Below are 18,347 nucleotides of genomic sequence, written 5' to 3' on the forward strand. Positions count from 1 at the left end.
GTCATCGGCTGCGGAGTTCAAACCTGCTTTCTCCGTGGCCCAGACGGGCTGATCCCTGACCTTGTGGCCTTACCCACTGAACGCCGAGATGCTCTATTCCGGAAAACCGGGTTGTAATGGGTGTTGCAAGCGCCTGGGATGAGCCCAGGCCCGGACAGCTCAGGGTCTGGGTGACTTCGAAATCCGAGTGGGATGATTCGTCCGGATGATCATGCCCATGGCTGTGTCCGTGATCATCGCCACCTGCCTGATGATGCACTACCGCATTCATGACGGCGCAGCCCCCCTCACTGGTGTCCGCAAGGGGAGTCTGTCCAAGCCAGTTGGTTACTTCGTTAACCAGTGCTTTCTGGTCGTCCGAACGGGCACGATGCTCGAACCCCACCAGGTTGTAGGCCGGCGATGTGAACAGGAGATCAATCTGCTCTCCCTTGATGGCCAGTTGTAGTTCGGCATGACCGTGCTGGTGCGCACCTGGATTGTCGCTGGCAAGCACAGGGCCAGCGCTTGCAATCGCGGCGCCAGCCAGGAAGAAGCAGGTTTTGGCTCGTAAGGACATGGCTTTATCTCTCGGCAGAAATGATACATTATAACATATTGTTCGCTTGCCGGATAAAAATCAACAGGCAGTGCCTTGGCACCGCCTGAATGCTAGGATAGACCCCTAATCCATTAACACAGGATCCGCCTGTTTCATGTCAGAAACCGACACTTCCGGTGCTGCCCGCGCCGCAGAATTCGAGCGCTGGGCCAACGTTTTTACAGCTCACAAGGCATTCAGCCACCCATCCGAATTGCACGGCGCGCTCTGTGGTCGCCTGGCGGCCGGATCGCGTATCGAAGAGCCGGAGTGGCTGGCCATGGTGTGCGAACACATGGGGCTGGCCGAGAACGCGGCCGAAGAGTCCGATGATCTCGCTCCGTTCATGAACAAAGCCTATGAACAGACCCTCGAGCTCTTGAAATCAGCAGACATGAGTTTCCATCCTTTACTGCCGGATGACGACTATGCCATTGAGCAGCGGCTGGAAGCCCTGGTTTCCTGGGTGCGGGGATTTCTCGAGGGTATGGCACTTTCGGCCGGCGAGTCACTCGGCCAGGCGCCGGACGAGATCCGGGAGCTGATCGAGGATATGGTGGCCATCAGCCAGCTATCCGAAGAGGAAGAAGCGGACGACGAAAGCGAGCAGCAGTTGCTGGAGATTACCGAATACATCCGGCTGGGGGCGTTCGCCGTGTTCACTGAATTCAACGCCCCTGAACCACCGAAGTCTGATTCGCCGACCCTGCACTGAGCCGGGTCCTGATTGCAGGAGAGACTATGAACTCCATGATTCCCGTAAAGGAGTTTGCCGAGCGCCGTCGCAAGCTGATGGAGCGTATGGCGCCAGACAGCATTGCGATTATTCCGGCCGCCCCGGAGCGCGTTCGTAATCGGGACGTGCTGCATCCGTTCCGCCAGGACAGCGATTTTCATTACCTGTCCGGTTTTGGTGAGCCGGAGGCCGTCCTGGCGCTGATTCCGGGCCGTGAACACGGGGAATCGGTACTGTTCTGCAAAGAGCGCAATCCGCAGAAGGAGCTCTGGGACGGTTTCCTGGTTGGCCCGGAAGGCGCCATCGAACGCTACGGCCTGGACGATGCGTTTCCGATTGCAGACATCGACGATATCCTGCCGGGCATGATCGAGGGTCGCAGCCGGGTGTATTATCCCCTCGGCAAGGATGATCATTTTGACGCCCGTGTCATGGACTGGGTGAAGATGATTCGCAGCAAGGTTCGCAATGGCGCCCACCCGCCGGGCGAGTTCGTAGCCCTCGAGCACCTGCTTCATGACCTGCGGCTATACAAGAGCGCCAATGAGATCAAGATCATGGCCAAGGCCGGCCAGATCAGTGCCGAGGCCCATTGCCGGGCCATGAAACGGGCCCGCAAGGGCGGCTTCGAATACAACCTCGAGGCCGAGCTTATCCACACCTTCATGGAGCATGGCGCACGGTCTACGGCCTATCCCTCCATCGTGGGCGGGGGCGCCAATGGCTGCATCCTGCATTACATCGAGAACAGTGCACCGTTGAAAGACGGCGATCTGGTACTGATCGATGCCGGCTGTGAATACCAGTGCTACGCCTCTGACATTACCCGCACCTTCCCGGTGAGTGGAAAGTTCAGCAATGAGCAGCGGGCCCTGTATGAGGTGGTGCTGGCAGCCCAGTACCAGGCCATTGAGGCCGTGTCGCCGGAAAATCACTGGAACCGGCCCCATGAGGCGGCGCTGGAAGTGCTGACCCAGGGGTTGATTGATCTGGGGCTATTGTCCGGAACCCTCGAAGACGCCATTGCCAACGAAGCCTACAAACCCTTCTTCATGCACCGAACCGGCCACTGGCTGGGGCTGGATGTGCACGATGTGGGCGATTACAAGGTCGGTGATGCCTGGCGCCAGCTGGAACCCGGAATGGCCCTGACGGTTGAACCGGGGCTGTACATTGCGCCGGATAATACCGACGTGGATGAGAAGTGGCGTGGCATCGGCATTCGCATCGAAGACGACGTGGTGGTGACTAAAGACGGCTGCCGTGTGCTGACCGAAGCGGTCCCGAAAACCATTGCCGAAATCGAAGCCCTGATGGCGGATTGACACCCTGTGACCAAGACAGATACTGATCTGATCATTGCCGGTGGTGGCCTTGCCGGAGCAACCCTGGCCCTGGCGTTGGCACGGATGGTGCCGTCGCTCCGTGTGACGGTGGTCGAGGCCTTCCCGCTCTCGCCCGACGCCCTGCCGGAGAGTTACCAGCCGAGTTACGATGCCCGTTCAACCGCACTGGCGTGGGGCTCCCGGTTAATCTTTGAGGAGCTGGGGCTGTGGCAAAGGCTGGCCGAACATGCCACACCCATCGAACATATCCATGTTTCAGATCGGGGGCATTTCGGCGCCACACGGTTGCATGCTGCCGAGCATGGCCAGGCGGCGCTCGGGTACGTGGCTGACAATCGCTGGATGGGGCTGTGTCTGATGCGTGAGCTTCTGGATACCAACGTCCAGTGGCGGGCGCCGGCAGAAGTAACGGACATGACGCCCATTCCCGGCGGCGTCCGTGTTCAGCTCTCAGAAGAAGGTGAAGAGACCGCGGAACTGAAGGCCCGTTGCCTCGTCGTTGCAGATGGCGGTCGTTCCGGTCTGCGGGAAAGGCTCGGGTTCCGGCCGGATCGTCACAGCTACGGCCAGAACGCACTGATCGCAAATGTCTCTACCAGTGACAGCCACGGATTCACTGCCTTTGAACGATTTACCGATGCCGGTCCCATGGCTCTCTTGCCCCATGGATCACCGACCAGAGCCGGACATCAATCGGCACTGGTCTGGACGCTATCCGATGAGGTTCTGCAGCAGGTTCTGGCGCTGCCCGACGACGAGAAATGCCGTTGGCTTCAGGACCGGTTTGGCTGGCGTCTGGGCCGGTTTACCCGCATCGGCGCCTGTCACCATTACCCGCTGACCCTGACGACGGTGGACGAGCCGGTACGCCCTGGGGTTGCCCTGGTGGGCAATGCGGCCCATGCCCTGCATCCGGTCGCCGGGCAGGGCTTCAATCTCGCGCTGAGAGGGCTCATGACGCTGGTCGAACAGTTCCGCCTGGCTGAAGAGCATGGCAGGTCGATTGGCGATCTCGAGGTCCTGAAGCGCTACCAGGCTCTGCATCGGGAAGACTGGCAACAGACGGTGCGCTTCTCCGATTCGCTTGTTCGTTTGTTCGGGCATTCCATGCTGCCGGTTGCGGCGGCCCGCGATGCCGGCCTGGTGGGTCTTGATCTGTTGCCTGGGGCAAAACGCTGGTTTGCCCGCAAGGCCATGGGCCTGGGCGGCCGCAGGGCCGTGATTGAACGGCCCGGAAACCTGAACCGGGAGGCGCCGGCTAATGAGTGAGGCGCAAACGTTCGATATTCTTGTGGCTGGCGGTGGCATGATCGGTTCCGCCCTGGCTCTCGGGCTGTCACGACAGGGTTGGCATGTGGGGCTGGTGGAAGATTCCGGCCATGAGTCTCTGGTTGAGGCGCCGGACTCCGCCACCACCGTTGCAGATTTCGAGCCGCGGGTCAGTGCCATTTCGGCCGCCAGCCAGCAGTTGCTGGAGCAGCTCGGAGTCTGGTCCGAGGTTACCGCGGGTCGACACTGTCCTTATCAGACCATGACCGTCTGGGATGGTGACGGCACGGGGCGCATACAGTTCGAGGCAGCCGAGCTTCAGGCGCGCGCCCTTGGCACTATTGTCGAAAACCGCAGCATCGTGCGTGCCCTGTTCAGGGCGCTGGAACAAAGCCCGGTTGAAATGATTGAGGGTGCGAGGATTACTGGCTGCAAACGGTTGTCTCAGGACTTCACGGTTGAGCTGGAGGATGGCCGATCCTTGTCTGCCGGATTGGTGGTGGGATGTGACGGAGCCAATTCCCGCCTGCGTCAGTGGGTGGGGCTGCCAACCCGCGAGTGGGACTACGACCAACAAGCCATCGTGAGCTCGGTGCGAACCACCCAGAGCCACCGCTTTACTGCCTGGCAACGGTTTTCAACGACCGGACCACTGGCGTTCCTGCCTTTGTTACCCGAGTCCGGCAGTGAGCATTTCTGTTCCATTGTCTGGTCCCAGGATACCGATGAAGCCAGGCGCCTGATGTCTTTGGGCGACCAGGAATTTGCTGCGGAGCTGGAACGTGCCATTGAGCGCGAGCTGGGGTCGGTTGAAGCGGTTTCCGACCGGTTTGCTTTCCCGCTTCGCCAGCGCCATGCCAAGGACTATGTTGCCCCTGGCTTCGCCCTGGTGGGAGATGCGGCGCACACGATTCACCCGCTAGCCGGGCAGGGTGCCAATCTCGGCTACGGCGATGTCCGTGCCCTGCTGGACGAGCTGTCGCGGGCGCGCAAGGCCGGTCTTTCACCGGCCAATGACCTGGTTCTGCAACGCTACCAGCGCCGCCGCAAAGGCGAAAATCTGACCATGATGGCCGCCATGGAGGGTTTCAAGCAGTTGTTTGGCCGTGATGAGCTGCCGGTTCGCTGGCTGCGCAATACCGGCCTGCGTTGGTTCAATCAGTTAGGGCCGATCAAGAACCGAATTGCTGCGGAGGCCATGGGTCTGAATTCTTGAGCTCCGCTATCAGAGACAGGCGTCGAATAGCCGGCTGACCAGAACCGGAACCGCGGTTTCCATTCGCAGGATGCGGGGGCCCAGATGGACGCTCTGGCATCCGGCTTCCTCCAGTTTTTCAACTTCGTAGGGGATAAACCCCCCTTCCGGGCCGATGCACAGAAGTGATGGGCGGTTCAGGTGCACCGGGCAGGGCGTGCTGGTTCCCGGATGAGCGACAAGCGCTTGCTTTCCCTCGATAAGAGCTGGCAACTCGTCCTCAACAAAGGGTTTGAACAGCTTGCGGATCTGCACCCGGGGCATCAGGGTGTCTTTTGCCTGCTCCAGTCCCAGGGTGAGGTTCTCCCGGAGCTGCTCCTCTGACAGCCACGGCGTCTGCCAGAAGCTTTTCTCTACCTTGTAGCTGTTGATCAACCAGAGGTCTTTCACGCCGAGGGCGGCGCAGGTTTGCAGGATACGGCGGAACATCTTCGGCCGGGGCATGGCCAGCACCAGGGTGAGCGGCAGTGGTGGAGGGGGAGACTGGTCCAGCGTCACCCGCAGCTCCGCCTCGGTATCGGTAAGCCGGATCACTTCGCCGGTTCCCAACTGGCCATCCGCGCGGCCGACGGGCACGGTGTCGCCAGCAACCACTTTGATCACGGACTGCAGGTGGGCCAGACGTCGGCCACGCAGGACCGCCCGGTCAGGCGCTACGAAATCCTCGTCAAACAGTAACGCCAGGTTCATTCGCCGGCAGGCTCATCGCTGTCCGGGTCTGCGACTTCCCGTTTCGCCAGTCGCCCGAACAGGATGCCGATCTCGAACAGGATCCACATGGGTACTGCAAGCAGGGTCTGGGAGATGATGTCGGGCGGCGTTAGCAGCATGCCGATGATAAAGCAGCCAACCACCACGTAGGGGCGCTTGGCCGCCAGATCCGCCGGCGTGGTGGCGCCGGTGAGGATCAACAGCACGGTGGCGATGGGAATCTCAAATGCGACACCGAAGGCAAAGAACATCTTGAGCACGAAATTGAGGTAGCTGGTGATGTCCGGTAATTCGACGATGCCTTCCGGTCCTATCGCGGTAAAGAAGCCGAACACCAGCGGGAAAACCACGTAATAGGCGAATGCCGCCCCCGCGTAGAACAGGATTACCGAGGTAAACAGCAGCGGAAAGGCCAGTCGTTTTTCATGGGCGTACAGGCCCGGGGCGATGAAACTCCAGAGTTGGTAGAGAATGATCGGGATGGCGGCAAACACGGCCAGAACCAGGGCCAGCTTCAGTGGTGCGAAGAAGGGCGAGGTAACATCCGTTGCGATCATGGTCTGACCAACGGGCAACAGGGAACGGATAGGTTCAGACAGCCACAGGTACAGCTCGTTGGCAAACGGGTAAATGGCCGCGAAGCAGACCAGCACCGCGAGAACCATCTTCAGTAGGCGATTACGCAGCTCGAGCAGGTGCTCGATCAGTGGCATTTCCTGCTGTTCCGGAGGCAGCTGGTTGCCGTCGGGTTTTGCATTCATGAACGGTTATCCGGCGGACTTTGCGGGGTTTCGTTTTTGGGTTGTTCGTTCCCGGCAGCGCCTGTATCTGGCGTCTGCGGGGCGTCACTGGTATCAGCCTGATCCTGTGCCGGAGCCTCGGAGGCCTTTGTCTGGCCCGACACACGCCGTGTTGCCGGTGCTGACCTTGGCTTTTGGGTCTCGTTCTCGGGCAGGATCATGTGCTCGTATTTTTTAGCCTCGTCCAGGGCGCCGCGCACGGTTTTCTGAACGTCGTCCAGGCCAACATCCCCCGCCTTGCGAAGCTCCTCACGGAGCTCATCGGCTTTCAGCTGCCGGTCCAGTTCCGAGGTGAACTGGCTGACCATGCGCCGGGCACCACCCACCCAGCGGCCCGCAGCACGGGCAGCCGTGGGCAGACGCTCGGGGCCGAGTACCAACAGCGCGATGACGCCGCAGATCAGCAGCTCAAGAAAGCCGATATCGAACATTCAGCCTGGTCTCAGCTGTGGGACTTGTCCCGGGGCTTGTCTTCGGCCGCAGCCTGTTGTTGCGGCTGCTCCTCTTCCTTGCCTTCCAGGGAGTCCTGGTTCTCGGCCTTGGAGTCCTCATCGCTCATGGACTTCTTGAAGCCGCGAATGGCGCCACCGAGGTCGCTGCCGATGTTGCGGAGTTTCTTGGTTCCGAACAACAGAATGACAATGCCGAGTACGATAAGTAATTGCCAGATGCTGATACCCATTACGGGGTCCTCGTTTTAATGTTTCTGTTCAATGACATTGTACGTTATCAGAACGGTTACGCGGAAACCCCTTTGGAGGTACTACCGCTCACTTGTCCCGCGACGCTTTTTCTTCCAGGCCTGACAGGTCGAACCGGCTGGCCAGCTCGTCCAGGATGTCTTTCGGGCCAAGGCCCAGTCTCGACAGCATCACCATGCTGTGAAACCACAGGTCGGCGGTTTCATAAACCACGTCCCGGGTTTCACCCGAGTGTTCTGCGTCCTTGGCGGCCAGCAGGGTTTCCGTGCACTCTTCCCCGACTTTTTCCAGAATCTTGTTCAGACCCTTGGCGTGGAGACTGGCTACGTAAGAGGTTTCCGGGTCTGCTTCCTTCCGGGCTTCCAGAACCTGTGCCAGGTTTTCCAGTACATTGCTCACTGTCCGTGCTCCTCAGTTGCTGCCGTAGCTCAGTTGCTGCCGTAGATAGTGCCGGGATCCTTGATCACCGGGTCAACACTGACCCACTGACCGTCTTTCAGGGTCCGGTAGAAGCAGCTGCGTCTGCCAGTATGGCAGGCTATGCCGCCTTTTTGTTCTACTTTCAGCAGGATGACGTCCTCGTCGCAGTCCAGTCGAATGTCCCGGATGACCTGTTGGTGCCCCGAGGTTTCCCCTTTGCGCCAGAGCTTGCCCCGGGAGCGCGACCAGTATACGGCGTGGCCTTCTTCGGCGGTCAGCCTGAGCGACTCGCGGTTCATCCAGGCCATCATCAGGATGTCGCCGGTGTCGGCGTCCTGGGCGATGGCCGGAACCAGGCCGTCCTCTGTCCAGCGAATGGCATCCAGCCAGTCAGGGGTCTCGACGTTATCCGAGCTATTTTGCATTTTTGTGAATCCTGAAATCTTTATCGGTTATCGGCTGCCCCGGAGCATGAGCCCGCCGGCGACGGCAAACAGGGCCCAGCTCCAGGCAGGCACGCTTTCAATCCACTGCCGGCTCTCGGGCTGAGTGCCCAGAAAGCCGCCGGCAATGAGCAGTACCGCCAATGTCGCCCGCCGCCAACGCCGCTCGGTACGGATCTGCTGCTCCCGGAGCAACGCCAGTGTTGCCCGGTTCTGGGGCTCGGTGGGCCCCGCCTGCCGCAGTTGCAAGAGCGCATCGTGCACCAGCTGGGGCATTTCCGGCGACTGTTCCAGCCAGGAGGGAAGGTGCGACTGCAGCGACTTGATCAGCCCCGAAGGGCCAATGCGTTTGCGCATCCAGGTCTCGAGGTAGGGTTGCGCGGTGCTCCACAAATCCAGATCCGGATACAGCTGTCGGCCCAGACCTTCAACGTTCAGGAGGGTTTTCTGCAGCAGAACGAGCTGGGGCTGCACTTCCATATTGAACCGCCGTGCCGTCTGGAACAGGCGCAACAGGAAGTGGCCGAACGAGATATCCTTCAACGGCTTCTCGAAGATGGGCTCGCAAACAGTACGTATGGCCGCCTCAAACTGGTTCACTGGCGTGTCGGGCGGTACCCAGCCGGACTGAATATGCAGCTGCGCAACCTGCCGATAATCCCGGCGGAAAAAGGCCAGAAGGTTTCGGGCAAGATAGCTCTGGTCATCCGGTGCCAGGGTGCCAACGATGCCGAAATCGATGGCGATATATCGGGGATCCGCCGGGTTCGAGGTGTCCACAAAGATGTTGCCCGGATGCATGTCGGCATGGAAGAAGCTGTCCCGGAACACCTGGGTAAAGAAAATTTCCACGCCTTTTTCAGCCAGTACCTTCATGTCGACGCCGGCGGCCTTCAGAGCCGCAGTATCGGCAATGGGGATGCCGTGAATCCGCTCCATCACCAGCACGGATTTGCGGGTGTAGTCCCAGTCGATAAAGGGAATGTAGATCAGCGAGGAGTTTTCGAAATTCCGGCGCAGCTGGCTGGCGTTGGCGGCCTCGCGCTGGAGATCCAGCTCATCGTGAATGGTGGAATCGTAGTCGGCTACCACTTCCACCGGGTGCAGGCGCTTGCCTTCGGACCAGTATTTTTCCAGCAGGCCAGCCATCAGGTACATCAGGGCCAGATCCTGACGGATTACCTTCTCTATGCCCGGTCGCAGAACTTTCACGACTACCTTCTGGCCGTTGCGCAGGGTGGCTGCATGCACCTGGGCAACCGATGCCGAGGCAAGCGGGTCCGGACTGAATTCGGCAAACAGGTCCGAAACCGGGGCACCGAGGGAGGTTTCGATAATGCTCCGGGCTTCATTGCTCGGGAACGGCGGTACCCGGTCCTGGAGATTCTTCAGGGATTCCGCCATGTCGTCCGGCAGAAGATCCCTTCGGGTAGAGAGGATCTGGCCGAACTTTACGAACACGGGGCCCAGTTCCTCCAGCGCCAGCCGAAGGCGGTCGCCACGATCGAGCTTCGGTTGCGGGAACAGGTGCCAGGGCGCCAGCAGGAAAAACACCTTCAGGGGCGCGGGCAGCTCTGCGATAGGCAGGAACGTGTCCAGCCGGTAACGGCAGAATACCCAGGCAATTCGGAACAGGCGTTGCAGGCGGGTCACAGGTTCTCCGATTCGTCAGTCTTGCCGCGGTTTTCAATCAGATTAAGCCGCGCTTCCAGTCTTTCCGTGCGCAGGTTCAGTTCGTCGATATCCTCGAACGTAGCTTCCAGCTCCCGCCGACCGGGCAGGGCGCGACTTTCCTCGTGCACATACTCCTCGATGTTGGCATTCAGGGACTGAAAGGCCTGTCGACTCCATCGGATAGCGCCGCGAACCCGTTGGCCGAGGAAGTGTGCGGGCACATCGCCGATGTGCCGGGCCATGGCGGCTTCCCAATCCGGTTCAAGCTGGTTCAGGGCTCGTTGCAGCTGGTGGGCCAGGGCCGTGTCGCCGGTAACTTCGAGGCGGCCATCGGCAAAGACCCGGTCATCACCGGTGGCCAGTGCCGCAAAGGCGATGGGTTTGCCGGTAACCTCAAGAGCAGGCTGGTCGACCGGCTGGCTGCCAACCCGAACGCGGTTTCCGGCGCGGTCCAGGGTGTAGGTCAGGGGGAAAGGATCGGTAATGTTGAACTGCACCGGGCCCGCCAGTGCTTCCATCAGGGCATGATGCCCCGCCGGATCCAGTTCCAGCGCCCGGTTCAGGGCGCTTTCCAGGATCGCGGAGACAGCGGAAAGCAGGGTGGGGCCGGGAAACATCAGGGCTTGATTCCCACATGCAGGGCGACAATGCCGCCGGTCATGTTGTAGTACTTGCAGTTCACCAGGCCGGCGTTTTCCATCATGCCCTTGAGGGTGTCCTGGTCCGGATGCATGCGGATGGATTCGGCCAGGTACTTGTAGCTTTCGCTGTCGCCGGCGATAAGCTGGCCCATCAATGGCAGAGCGGAAAACGAGTAGGTGTCGTAGGCCTTGCTCAGCAAAGGATTGGTCGGCTTGGAGAATTCCAGGATCATCAGTTTGCCACCGGGCTTGAGAACCCGGGCCATGTCGCGCAGAGCCTGATCTTTATCGGTGACATTGCGCAGGCCGAAGGCGATGGAAACCGCATTGAAGTTGTTGTCCGGGAACGGCAAGTGCTCGGCGTCCGCCTGCACGTATTCGATGTTGCCGGCGTAGCCGCGATCCGTCAGCCGGCTGCGGCCCACCTGCAGCATGGAGGCATTGATGTCGGCCAGCACCACCTTGCCGGACGGACCCACCAGATCCGAAAACTTCATGGTGAGGTCGCCAGTGCCGCCGGCAATATCCAGTACCTGGTGGCCGGGACGCACGCCGGAAAGCTCGATGGTGAAGCGCTTCCAGAGCCGGTGGATCCCCATGGACATCAGGTCGTTCATGAGGTCGTATTTGCCCGCCACGCTGTGGAATACCTCGGCCACTTGGCTCGCCTTCTGGCTTTTTGGCACATTGCGAAAGCCAAAGTGGGTGACGTCATCCTGGCCGGAATTGTTTGCGGCCTGGTTGGCTGGCGTTTGCTGCTCGCTCATGGGAGATGTCCTGTCAGAATCTGAACCCCGTATTCTAACCGCTGACGGGGTTGCTACAAGGGTGGCGGTGCGTTAAATAGCGCCCTAAACTGTAAATTCGTCCAATTCCGAGAGAAATTGTTTTCATGTCCGTTATTGATGTACACCGCCCGCACACCCTGGATAAAGAACACGCCATACAGGCTGCCGAAACCCTGGCCAAAGACCTTTCCAGTCAGTTCGACGTGGATTACCAGTGGCAAGGCGACCAGCTGAAATTCAAGCGCAGCGGCGTCAAGGGGCACCTGAACATTACCCCGACGGATCTGCACATTCATCTGGAACTGGGCATGATGTTGCGGCCCTTCAAATCCCGGATCGAGCAGGAAATCCACTCCCAGCTGGACCAGATCATCAAGGTCTGATCAGCCGGGTTGTCGTCGACTCAGAGATTGTCCGGCAGGCTGAACGGGTCCGGACGACCGTCGAGTATATTGCGCATCACTTGTTGTTCCCGGGAAACCAGGCGGTCGATCAGTAACTCCACATCGTCCATCTTCCGGAAGGCCGAATAGCCCCGGTGCAGGAAACTGTGCAGGTCGCTCAGATCGGCCATTTCCGCCGGACCCCGGGTCATCGACAACAGCCATCCAAGGGTGCGGTTGCGGACATAGCGATCAAGCTGCTGGCCCACGTCAGCCACCAGGGTGATCTGCTTCTCCCTCTGGTCCAGCTGTCGGCTTTCCCTGAAGGCGGCGCAGTAGTCCTCAGTGGTTATTGCGTCGGCGGGCACGCCCTGCTGGTGGAACAGCTCGGCCAGCTCAAGATCCAGCCGCTGGGTGATCAGGTTCAGCTCCACCAGACCAGCAAACGTGTCCAGCAGGTTATCCGGCAGCCACTTCACCATTTTGGGGAAGACCCGATCAATATTGTCGTCCCGGTGTGTCATTCCTGCGGGCGCGTACAGATCGGTCAGCAGGAACTCCAGGCCATGATGGTAGCCGGGGTGATGGTAGAGGTCTTCATGGGTCGCCTTCAGCCGCTCCGCCTGCCAGTCAGCAACGTGAAAAGCGTTCTCCAATAATGGGTGCTCCGCCTTCAGATGCCGAAAATCATGGTAGTCCAGCAGCAGTTGTTGCAGCCGGCGAGCGCTTTCGGAGCGGGCTTCGGTAGCGACGAGGCGCTCACGGTACATGGGCGATGGCTCCACTAAACCTGAGGAAAAGAGCGTAGTTTAGCGGAGCTACGGCGGTCTTGCAGTAGGGCAATGCCCGGGCATTAACCCTGTGCGGCGGCGGGCAGCGTTTCGAACCCCGGGACCCATTCCTTGCTGTCGAGGGTGATGAAGTGGCTCGGCGCCTCAGTTTCGACGATTCGCATGGTGGTCGGGCTCTGGCGGGCGCTAGCCAGCATGGAGGAACGATCCAGAATACGGTCGACCGCAGGGATCAGGAAGGTGCCGTGGCGTACATGGCTGTAGACGCTGGTGTCTGTCCGTGCCATCCAGTCCATGATGTTCTCGATGTTACGAACAATGGTCAGATGATCCTTGGTGGCGGAAAACAGTTTGCTCAGTAGTTGCTTCTTGCGCGGGTTCATCTTGCCAAAGAAGGTCTGACCGTAGGCGGACGACGGAGCGCTGTTGATCAGGCGTATCAGCCAGGGCCACATACCGTGGCTTACAGGTTCCAGAATGGTGGTCACCAGCGCCGACAGCCTGCCGTTGGGGAGCACGGGTGCTTCCAGTACCACTTCCACGTCGTCATACAGCTCTGGCCATTGCTTGATGGCCTCCAGGATCACCGCCCCGCCACGGGAATGACCATGAACCCGAATGTTGTCAGTGGTTGGCAGGCTGGAAAGCGCCTGATTGAGAATGCAGGCGTCGTATTCGATGGTGCCTTCCAGGTGCTTGATCGGCACTTCCCAGTCCGGGGTCTCCGGGGTCACGCCGTTCACCGGAATGTGGTAATTGCTACAGGTGAGCAGGATCAATTCGGTGGTGGGCGCTTCATAGGCCTGGGTGAAGTAGCAGTGGTTCTCCAGAAAGCCGTGCACGCCGACAACGGTCTGCTCGGCCTTGCCGCTGTGGTTGCGAACGGACACAGCGCCTTTGCCAACGCGATACACCCGCCCGGAGAACATTTCCGAGTAGGCGCTCTCAATCGGTTTTATCAGTTTGCGAACGTGGCTCGCTTTCATAACTGCTCTCCCGTCCAGCACGGCAATGACCTGTTATTGGAATTAGGGTGTGCTGGTAAGCCTTTTGTACCCTGATCATCTCGCTGTGTTACTGGCCCTGAATAAAGAATTTTTGATCCCTCAGGGCCAATCGATCACGGATCGACAGCGCGTAATAACCATTGCACTACGGCTTATAACCAGTATAGGACTGAACAGTTACTCACGTGTAATTTTTTGTAACAGCGTGCGCTGGTGCCGCATATGGAGCCGGAAGGGCTTGTCTGGCACAATGCGGAGTTCGGTTTTTACTTACCTTCACCACTTTTCCAGGGACGTTCGGGTTTGAGTCACGAACAATCGCATCTCCTGCTACCTGCGGATTCGGCCTGGCTGGCCCTGGAACGCCCGGAAAACCCCATGACCATCACCGTGATGCTGCGGGTTGATGGCCTCACCGCGCCTCGTTTCCGGGAGTTCCTCCGGGTGTACTGGATGGCCTGGGAGCGTTTCCGGTACATGCCGGTCAAGCGCTCGCCCGCCTGGTGGTGGGAGCAGGACCCGATGTTTGATGTCCGCCACCACCTGGATGTGGTGGTAGATCGCTTCACTCCGGAAAGCCTGCAGGAGTGGGTGTCGGTGCGGCTGAACCAGCCTCTGCCCATGTATCGCCCGCGCTGGAAGTTCTGGTTGGCGCCCAATGCCGAGGGCGGGGCGGTCCTGTTGCTGCGGATTCACCACTGTTACGCCGATGGTCTGTCCCTGCTGGGCATTTTTGAACGCCTCTGCCCACCGTCGCCCCAGCAGCATCCTGCCATATACGGCGCACCTGAAACCGCGGAGCTTTCACGGTGGACCGCTGCAGCAAAAGTCTGGCTCGGGCAACTGTTGGCCTCTGGAGAGTCAGCGGAAGAAGCGCATGGCGTTGCCGGAGTAGACGAGTCTGATGGCAACCAGTGGCAGGATGCCGGACGCCTGCTGGAGCGGGTTGCCCAGAAAAGTCTCAAGCTGGTCCATGAGTTTTCGGAATTCCTGGTGGAGCCGGAGGATTCAGACACCGATCTCCGGCGGCCACTGCTGGGGCGACGGCATTGTCGCTGGTCTGAACCGGTGCCCCTGGAGCGCTTCAGGGCCATTGCCCAGGTCACCAATGTGACGATCAACGATGTGCTGCTGAGCTGTGTCGCGGCTGCGGTGCGCACCCGACTTGGAATTGACGGTGCGGACCTGGATGAAGCGGTGCTGCATGCGGCCGTGCCCGTCGATATCCGCAGCCGTTTGCCCGACGAGCTGAAGCCGGCCCCTGGCGCCCTGGGCAACTATTTCGGCACCGTGTTTGTACCATTGCCGGTGGATGGCGAAAGCCCCCTGGAACGCCTGTACCGTATCAAGCATGAAACCCGCCGCCTGAAGAAAAGCTGGCAGCCCGGCATTGCCTGGGGGCTGGCGGCCAGTGCCACGGTCGTTCCGGAGCCCTGGCGGGAGCCTCTGGCCGATGTGTTCTATCGCAAGGCCAGTGCCGTGGTGTCCAACGTGCCCGGCACCCCGGAGCCTCGCTACATTGCCGGTTGCCGGATTACCGAGCAGATGTTCTGGGTGCCCCAGGCCGGGGATATCGGTCTGGGTATCAGCATTGTCAGCTACGCCGGCCAGGTGCAGTTTGGCGTCGTTGCCGATGAGGCGGTGATGGCCGATCCCGAAGACTTTCTCAACGACTGCCTGCAGGAACTGGCCCAGTTCCCCGGCGATTAAGGCGCGTATTCGGTCTTTTTTTGGTCTCTAAAATATCAGGCTGCCTGATTCCGGGCTGTCTCACTGACCGACTGATGAATGTCCTCGAACAGTTTTCGATCCGTCTGCCCGATCGGCAAGTCGTAGGTGATGGTGGCCCCGAACGCCTGCGGATCGTGGGGATCGTTTCGTACCTTGTCGAACACCAGCAGCCGGGTACCCAGGTAAAAACCTTCCTTCAGATCGTGGGTCACCATGAAGATGGTGGTGCCGGTTTCCTGCCAGAGTTTCAACAGCAGATCGTGCATGTCGCCCCGAATGCCGGGGTCCAATGCGCCGAATGGCTCGTCCAGCAGGAGTACTCGTGGGCGCATGATCAGCGACTGGGCGATGGCGAGGCGTTGTTGCATGCCGCCGGAGAGTTCGTGGGGCCATTTGTTGGCTGATGGGCTCAGGCCCACAGACTCCAGCATGGCACCCACTTTCTCCAGGGCTTCGCGGCGGGCGCTGCCGAACAGTTTGCCCAGCCAGGGCTTCTGTTCCAGTTCCAGACCCATCAGCACGTTCTGGCGCACTGTCAGGTGAGGGAACACCGAGTAGCGCTGGAATACGATACCCCGGTTTCGGTCCGGCTCGCCGGGGAAGGCCTCGCCCTCCAGTAAGAGTTCGCCGCGGGTCTGGGTTTCCTGGCCCAACAGCATTTTCAGGAAGGTGGATTTGCCACAACCGGAGGCGCCCACCAGAGTGCAGAATTCGCCCTGTTTCACGCTCAGGTTCAGGTTCTCCAGGATCACCTGGTCACCGTATTCTTTCCAGAGATTGTTGACGGTAATGAAGCTCATCAGTGGCCTCCTGCGTTGTACCAGGGGAACAGCCTGCGGTTTGCCAGGCGCAGGCACTGGTCGATAACAATGGCGAGAATGGTGATCCAGATGACATAGGGCAGGATCACGTCCATGGCCAGGTAGCGCCGCACCAGGAAGATCCGGTAGCCGAGGCCTTCGGTGGAGGCAATCGCCTCGGCAGCAATCAGGAACAGCCAGGCGGGGCCAAGGCTCAGGCGCACGGCGTCGATCAGGCGGGGCAGCACCTGGGGCAGGGCCATGCGGGTGATTACTTGCCAGGAATTCGCGCCCAGAGTCTGGATCTTGATCAGTTGCTCGCCGGGAAGTTCGCGGACCCGCTGGGCCACATCCCGCATCATGATGGGCGCGGTTCCGATTACGATCAGCATGACTTTGGAAAGCTCGCCCAGCCCGAACACAATGAAGAGAATCGGTAGTATGGCCAGCGGCGGCACCATGGAAAGGGCAGAAACCAGAGGAGCAAGGTTGGCCCTGACCAGTGGCAGCACTCCATTGAGAATACCGACCACCAGCGCCAGCGACGCGGCGATACCGACGCCCATTCCAAGGCGCGCCAGACTGGCGGTCGTGTCCTGCCACATCAGGTAGTCGCCGCTGCGACGGTCCTCCTGAAAAGCCATGCGATCCACGGCCGCGGTCATCTGCTCCAGGCCGGGAAGGAGTTTGTCGTTGGGGTTGTCTGCCAGGCGCTCCTGGGAGGCCAGGCTGTAGATGAGCATGATCAACAGAAAGGGCAGCAGGCCCAAGAGGGTAGCGGAAACACGCCCGGGGTGATGGTTGATCATTCGCATGAATCGTCTCCTCTGGTTACACAACACGGCAAGGTCATCGCGGGTAACAGCGTCCCTTGCGATTCAGTCTCCCGGGCTTTTGTCCCGCCGTGTAACCTCCCCAGAGGTCGGTAACTCTCGGACCAGCCATCCGGGAATCTTGACTGCCCGGACCGGAACCCTAGTCACCCATTTTGTCCGTCGCTCTGTCTGCGGTGTTGTGAACAGTGCTTTGAACGGATCGGGTTTTTGAAAACCGTCAGTCGGAAACAGTGCAGATGGCATGCCAGATCCGAAGAGCGGGCGAAAACGGGTCATCCCGGCAAAAGCATCGGCAAAAATATGCACCGGGTTGGTGCGGCATAGGTTCGGATGCTCGATCATGACGCCTTTCCCGAGAGCAAGGCCCGGGCGGCCGCAAGGATGCGATTGTGGCTTGCAGCCTCCCGGCCCGCACCACCGGCAACGTGGCCCCAGTCCGATTCCAGCGATTCCACGGTTGCGCCGGGCATCCGGCGGCCATCCTCACTGGCGTCCTCCTCGGTAAAGTAGAGATCGGTGGTGCAGGGCATCATTCGGGTAGGCATGGCAATGGCAGAGAGCGCCGCTTCGTAATCCATGCCAAATACGGGGTTGTCGCTGATATCACCGTTCTGCCAGGTGTTCAGTACGGTGAGCAGATCATTGGCGTCCTGGCCCAGATGATCCTGCTCCCAGAATCGAAGCAGCTCTTCAATGGAGCCAAAACCCTGTTCGCGCCAGAGCTCGTGACGGAAAAACGCCTGGGAATAAGCCCAGCCCGCATAAACCCGGCCGAAGGCCCGGAGTCCGCGTTCGGGTGGACTCCGGTAACGGCCATTCTCGAAGGCGTGGTCACAGGTCAGTGCCGCCTTTACGCCCTCAAGAAATACCCGGTTGTGGGGATAGCACCGTGCGGTGCAGCAGGTAGCCAGCACCGCGCGCACCTGCGTCGGAAACAAACAGCCCCACTGCAGTGCCTGCATCCCGCCCATGGACCAGCCCATTACCAGCGCGATCCGGGCGTCTCCGAAGATGTCCTCCACCAACCGCTTTTGTAGCATCACGTTGTCATTCAGGGACACGGCAGGAAAGCCCGGGCCGCGCTGCGCTCCGGCGGTGTTCGAGGGTGAGGATGATTCGCCTGCGCCTAACAAAGCGGGAATAACGATGCAGTAACGGTCTGGATCGAGGGGGCTGTTGCCTCCAACCCACGGGTGATTACCCGCGGCTGCACCACCGTAGTACGTGGGCAGCATAATCAGGTTGTCTTTTGGTGCGTTCAGCTCGCCGATGCGGTGGTACCGCAATCTCGCGGAGTGCAACGTTTCGCCGGAAGTCAGAGGCAGGTCACCTGCTTCGTAATCTTCTACAAGCCATTGCTTCGACGCCATTTTCCCCTCTCTTTCAGGCTGACTGTTTGCCTGAAGTCTCTCGCCTTCGCTCTTATATATACACG

General features: G+C 60.0%; 21 protein-coding genes and 1 riboswitch. Of the genes, 6 read left to right on the forward strand and 15 right to left on the reverse strand.

What is annotated here, in order from left to right; all coding sequences use genetic code 11:
* Nucleotide 1: 1 nt before the first annotated feature.
* Complete coding sequence (locus tag AC13E3_RS15025) at nt 2-559, reverse strand: ZrgA family zinc uptake protein (protein ID WP_008170978.1); 558 nt, start codon at nt 557-559, stop codon at nt 2-4.
* Nucleotides 560-695: 136 nt separating this feature from the next.
* On the opposite strand from AC13E3_RS15025, the gene AC13E3_RS15030 reads away from it, so the two are divergent.
* The 4 genes from AC13E3_RS15030 to AC13E3_RS15045 are packed head-to-tail and all read left to right on the forward strand — an operon-like array spanning nt 696 to nt 5,147.
* Nucleotides 696-1,295: a UPF0149 family protein gene (locus AC13E3_RS15030; RefSeq protein ID WP_008170979.1), complete on the forward strand. Its 600-nt coding sequence runs from the start codon at nt 696-698 to the stop codon at nt 1,293-1,295.
* 26 nt (nt 1,296-1,321) lie between these two features.
* Nucleotides 1,322-2,641, forward strand: coding sequence for a Xaa-Pro aminopeptidase (gene pepP / locus AC13E3_RS15035; protein ID WP_008170980.1), 1,320 nt, complete (start codon nt 1,322-1,324; stop codon nt 2,639-2,641).
* 6 nt (nt 2,642-2,647) lie between these two features.
* Nucleotides 2,648-3,931 carry a 2-octaprenyl-6-methoxyphenyl hydroxylase gene (gene ubiH, locus AC13E3_RS15040; RefSeq protein WP_008170981.1) on the forward strand — a complete coding sequence of 428 codons (1,284 nt, stop codon included), beginning with the start codon at nt 2,648-2,650 and terminating at the stop codon, nt 3,929-3,931.
* On the forward strand, nt 3,924-5,147 hold the full coding sequence (locus AC13E3_RS15045; protein WP_008170982.1) for an FAD-dependent monooxygenase: 1,224 nt from the start codon (nt 3,924-3,926) through the stop codon (nt 5,145-5,147). Before ubiH ends, AC13E3_RS15045 begins: the two co-directional genes overlap by 8 nt.
* A 9-nt stretch (nt 5,148-5,156) precedes the next feature.
* Here the strand turns inward: AC13E3_RS15045 and AC13E3_RS15050 are convergent, their stop codons facing one another.
* The 9 genes from AC13E3_RS15050 to ubiE form a co-directional block, all read right to left on the reverse strand.
* Nucleotides 5,157-5,876: a 16S rRNA (uracil(1498)-N(3))-methyltransferase gene (locus tag AC13E3_RS15050; protein WP_008170983.1), complete on the reverse strand. Its 720-nt coding sequence runs from the start codon at nt 5,874-5,876 to the stop codon at nt 5,157-5,159.
* Nucleotides 5,873-6,658: a twin-arginine translocase subunit TatC gene (gene tatC, locus AC13E3_RS15055; RefSeq protein WP_008170984.1), complete on the reverse strand. Its 786-nt coding sequence runs from the start codon at nt 6,656-6,658 to the stop codon at nt 5,873-5,875. Before tatC ends, AC13E3_RS15050 begins: the two co-directional genes overlap by 4 nt.
* Nucleotides 6,655-7,128, reverse strand: coding sequence for a Sec-independent protein translocase protein TatB (tatB, locus tag AC13E3_RS15060; RefSeq protein ID WP_008170985.1), 474 nt, complete (start codon nt 7,126-7,128; stop codon nt 6,655-6,657). Before tatB ends, tatC begins: the two co-directional genes overlap by 4 nt.
* 11 nt (nt 7,129-7,139) lie before the next feature.
* Complete coding sequence (gene tatA / locus AC13E3_RS15065) at nt 7,140-7,379, reverse strand: Sec-independent protein translocase subunit TatA (protein ID WP_008170986.1); 240 nt, start codon at nt 7,377-7,379, stop codon at nt 7,140-7,142.
* Between the two features lie 88 nt (nt 7,380-7,467).
* Complete coding sequence (locus AC13E3_RS15070; RefSeq protein ID WP_008170987.1) at nt 7,468-7,797, reverse strand: phosphoribosyl-ATP diphosphatase; 330 nt, start codon at nt 7,795-7,797, stop codon at nt 7,468-7,470.
* 29 nt (nt 7,798-7,826) lie between these two features.
* A complete protein-coding gene (gene hisI / locus AC13E3_RS15075; RefSeq protein WP_008170988.1) occupies nt 7,827-8,243 on the reverse strand; it encodes a phosphoribosyl-AMP cyclohydrolase in 417 nt (138 codons plus the stop codon).
* A gap of 27 nt (nt 8,244-8,270) precedes the next feature.
* Entirely contained in the window at nt 8,271-9,914 is a 1,644-nt protein-coding gene (gene ubiB, locus AC13E3_RS15080) for a ubiquinone biosynthesis regulatory protein kinase UbiB (RefSeq protein WP_008170989.1), read from the reverse strand.
* The gene (locus tag AC13E3_RS15085) at nt 9,911-10,552 is read right to left on the reverse strand and encodes a ubiquinone biosynthesis accessory factor UbiJ (RefSeq protein WP_008170990.1); all 642 of its coding nucleotides are present in this window, start codon (nt 10,550-10,552) and stop codon (nt 9,911-9,913) included. The genes ubiB and AC13E3_RS15085 overlap by 4 nt, the downstream gene beginning before the upstream one ends.
* Nucleotides 10,552-11,343, reverse strand: coding sequence for a bifunctional demethylmenaquinone methyltransferase/2-methoxy-6-polyprenyl-1,4-benzoquinol methylase UbiE (gene ubiE, locus AC13E3_RS15090; RefSeq protein WP_008170991.1), 792 nt, complete (start codon nt 11,341-11,343; stop codon nt 10,552-10,554). The genes AC13E3_RS15085 and ubiE overlap by 1 nt, the downstream gene beginning before the upstream one ends.
* A gap of 125 nt (nt 11,344-11,468) precedes the next feature.
* On the opposite strand from ubiE, the gene AC13E3_RS15095 reads away from it, so the two are divergent.
* Nucleotides 11,469-11,747, forward strand: coding sequence for a polyhydroxyalkanoic acid system family protein (locus tag AC13E3_RS15095; protein ID WP_008170993.1), 279 nt, complete (start codon nt 11,469-11,471; stop codon nt 11,745-11,747).
* 20 nt (nt 11,748-11,767) lie between these two features.
* Here the strand turns inward: AC13E3_RS15095 and AC13E3_RS15100 are convergent, their stop codons facing one another.
* Both AC13E3_RS15100 and AC13E3_RS15105 read right to left on the reverse strand, forming a co-directional pair.
* Nucleotides 11,768-12,517, reverse strand: a complete 750-nt coding sequence (locus AC13E3_RS15100) for a DUF8198 family protein (protein ID WP_008170996.1) — start codon at nt 12,515-12,517, stop codon at nt 11,768-11,770.
* Nucleotides 12,518-12,600: 83 nt separating this feature from the next.
* Complete coding sequence (locus tag AC13E3_RS15105; protein ID WP_008170999.1) at nt 12,601-13,524, reverse strand: alpha/beta hydrolase; 924 nt, start codon at nt 13,522-13,524, stop codon at nt 12,601-12,603.
* A 324-nt stretch (nt 13,525-13,848) separates the two neighbouring features.
* Here AC13E3_RS15105 and AC13E3_RS15110 point away from each other — a divergent pair, with 324 nt between their 5' ends.
* A complete protein-coding gene (locus AC13E3_RS15110) occupies nt 13,849-15,255 on the forward strand; it encodes a WS/DGAT domain-containing protein (RefSeq protein ID WP_039881856.1) in 1,407 nt (468 codons plus the stop codon).
* Nucleotides 15,256-15,290: 35 nt separating this feature from the next.
* Here AC13E3_RS15110 and AC13E3_RS15115 read toward each other — a convergent pair whose 3' ends face one another.
* The 3 genes from AC13E3_RS15115 to AC13E3_RS15125 all read right to left on the reverse strand — a co-directional run bounded on the left by AC13E3_RS15115 (nt 15,291) and on the right by AC13E3_RS15125 (nt 18,282).
* A complete protein-coding gene (locus AC13E3_RS15115) occupies nt 15,291-16,076 on the reverse strand; it encodes an ABC transporter ATP-binding protein (RefSeq protein WP_008171001.1) in 786 nt (261 codons plus the stop codon).
* Nucleotides 16,076-16,891, reverse strand: coding sequence for an ABC transporter permease (locus tag AC13E3_RS15120; RefSeq protein WP_008171002.1), 816 nt, complete (start codon nt 16,889-16,891; stop codon nt 16,076-16,078). The genes AC13E3_RS15115 and AC13E3_RS15120 overlap by 1 nt, the downstream gene beginning before the upstream one ends.
* A gap of 66 nt (nt 16,892-16,957) precedes the next feature.
* A riboswitch (guanidine-I (ykkC/yxkD leader) is annotated at nt 16,958-17,066 on the reverse strand.
* A gap of 184 nt (nt 17,067-17,250) precedes the next feature.
* Nucleotides 17,251-18,282: an alpha/beta fold hydrolase gene (locus tag AC13E3_RS15125; RefSeq protein ID WP_008171004.1), complete on the reverse strand. Its 1,032-nt coding sequence runs from the start codon at nt 18,280-18,282 to the stop codon at nt 17,251-17,253.
* Between the last annotated feature and the right edge of the window lie 65 nt (nt 18,283-18,347).

This window comes from Marinobacter sp. L-80 (assembly GCF_056859395.1).

What these genes read in the sequence shown, in the direction of transcription:
- AC13E3_RS15025 (WP_008170978.1), bottom strand. Translation starts at nt 559, where the DNA reads ATGTCCTTACGAGCCAAAACCTGCTTCTTCCTGGCTGGCGCCGCGATT.
- AC13E3_RS15030 (WP_008170979.1), top strand. Translation starts at nt 696, where the DNA reads ATGTCAGAAACCGACACTTCCGGTGCTGCCCGCGCCGCAGAATTCGAG.
- pepP (WP_008170980.1), top strand. Translation starts at nt 1,322, where the DNA reads ATGAACTCCATGATTCCCGTAAAGGAGTTTGCCGAGCGCCGTCGCAAG.
- AC13E3_RS15045 (WP_008170982.1), top strand. Translation starts at nt 3,924, where the DNA reads ATGAGTGAGGCGCAAACGTTCGATATTCTTGTGGCTGGCGGTGGCATG.
- AC13E3_RS15050 (WP_008170983.1), bottom strand. Translation starts at nt 5,876, where the DNA reads ATGAACCTGGCGTTACTGTTTGACGAGGATTTCGTAGCGCCTGACCGG.
- tatC (WP_008170984.1), bottom strand. Translation starts at nt 6,658, where the DNA reads ATGAATGCAAAACCCGACGGCAACCAGCTGCCTCCGGAACAGCAGGAA.
- tatB (WP_008170985.1), bottom strand. Translation starts at nt 7,128, where the DNA reads ATGTTCGATATCGGCTTTCTTGAGCTGCTGATCTGCGGCGTCATCGCG.
- tatA (WP_008170986.1), bottom strand. Translation starts at nt 7,379, where the DNA reads ATGGGTATCAGCATCTGGCAATTACTTATCGTACTCGGCATTGTCATT.
- hisI (WP_008170988.1), bottom strand. Translation starts at nt 8,243, where the DNA reads ATGCAAAATAGCTCGGATAACGTCGAGACCCCTGACTGGCTGGATGCC.
- AC13E3_RS15085 (WP_008170990.1), bottom strand. Translation starts at nt 10,552, where the DNA reads ATGTTTCCCGGCCCCACCCTGCTTTCCGCTGTCTCCGCGATCCTGGAA.
- ubiE (WP_008170991.1), bottom strand. Translation starts at nt 11,343, where the DNA reads ATGAGCGAGCAGCAAACGCCAGCCAACCAGGCCGCAAACAATTCCGGC.
- AC13E3_RS15095 (WP_008170993.1), top strand. Translation starts at nt 11,469, where the DNA reads ATGTCCGTTATTGATGTACACCGCCCGCACACCCTGGATAAAGAACAC.
- AC13E3_RS15100 (WP_008170996.1), bottom strand. Translation starts at nt 12,517, where the DNA reads ATGTACCGTGAGCGCCTCGTCGCTACCGAAGCCCGCTCCGAAAGCGCT.
- AC13E3_RS15105 (WP_008170999.1), bottom strand. Translation starts at nt 13,524, where the DNA reads ATGAAAGCGAGCCACGTTCGCAAACTGATAAAACCGATTGAGAGCGCC.
- AC13E3_RS15115 (WP_008171001.1), bottom strand. Translation starts at nt 16,076, where the DNA reads ATGAGCTTCATTACCGTCAACAATCTCTGGAAAGAATACGGTGACCAG.
- AC13E3_RS15120 (WP_008171002.1), bottom strand. Translation starts at nt 16,891, where the DNA reads ATGCGAATGATCAACCATCACCCCGGGCGTGTTTCCGCTACCCTCTTG.
- AC13E3_RS15125 (WP_008171004.1), bottom strand. Translation starts at nt 18,282, where the DNA reads ATGGCGTCGAAGCAATGGCTTGTAGAAGATTACGAAGCAGGTGACCTG.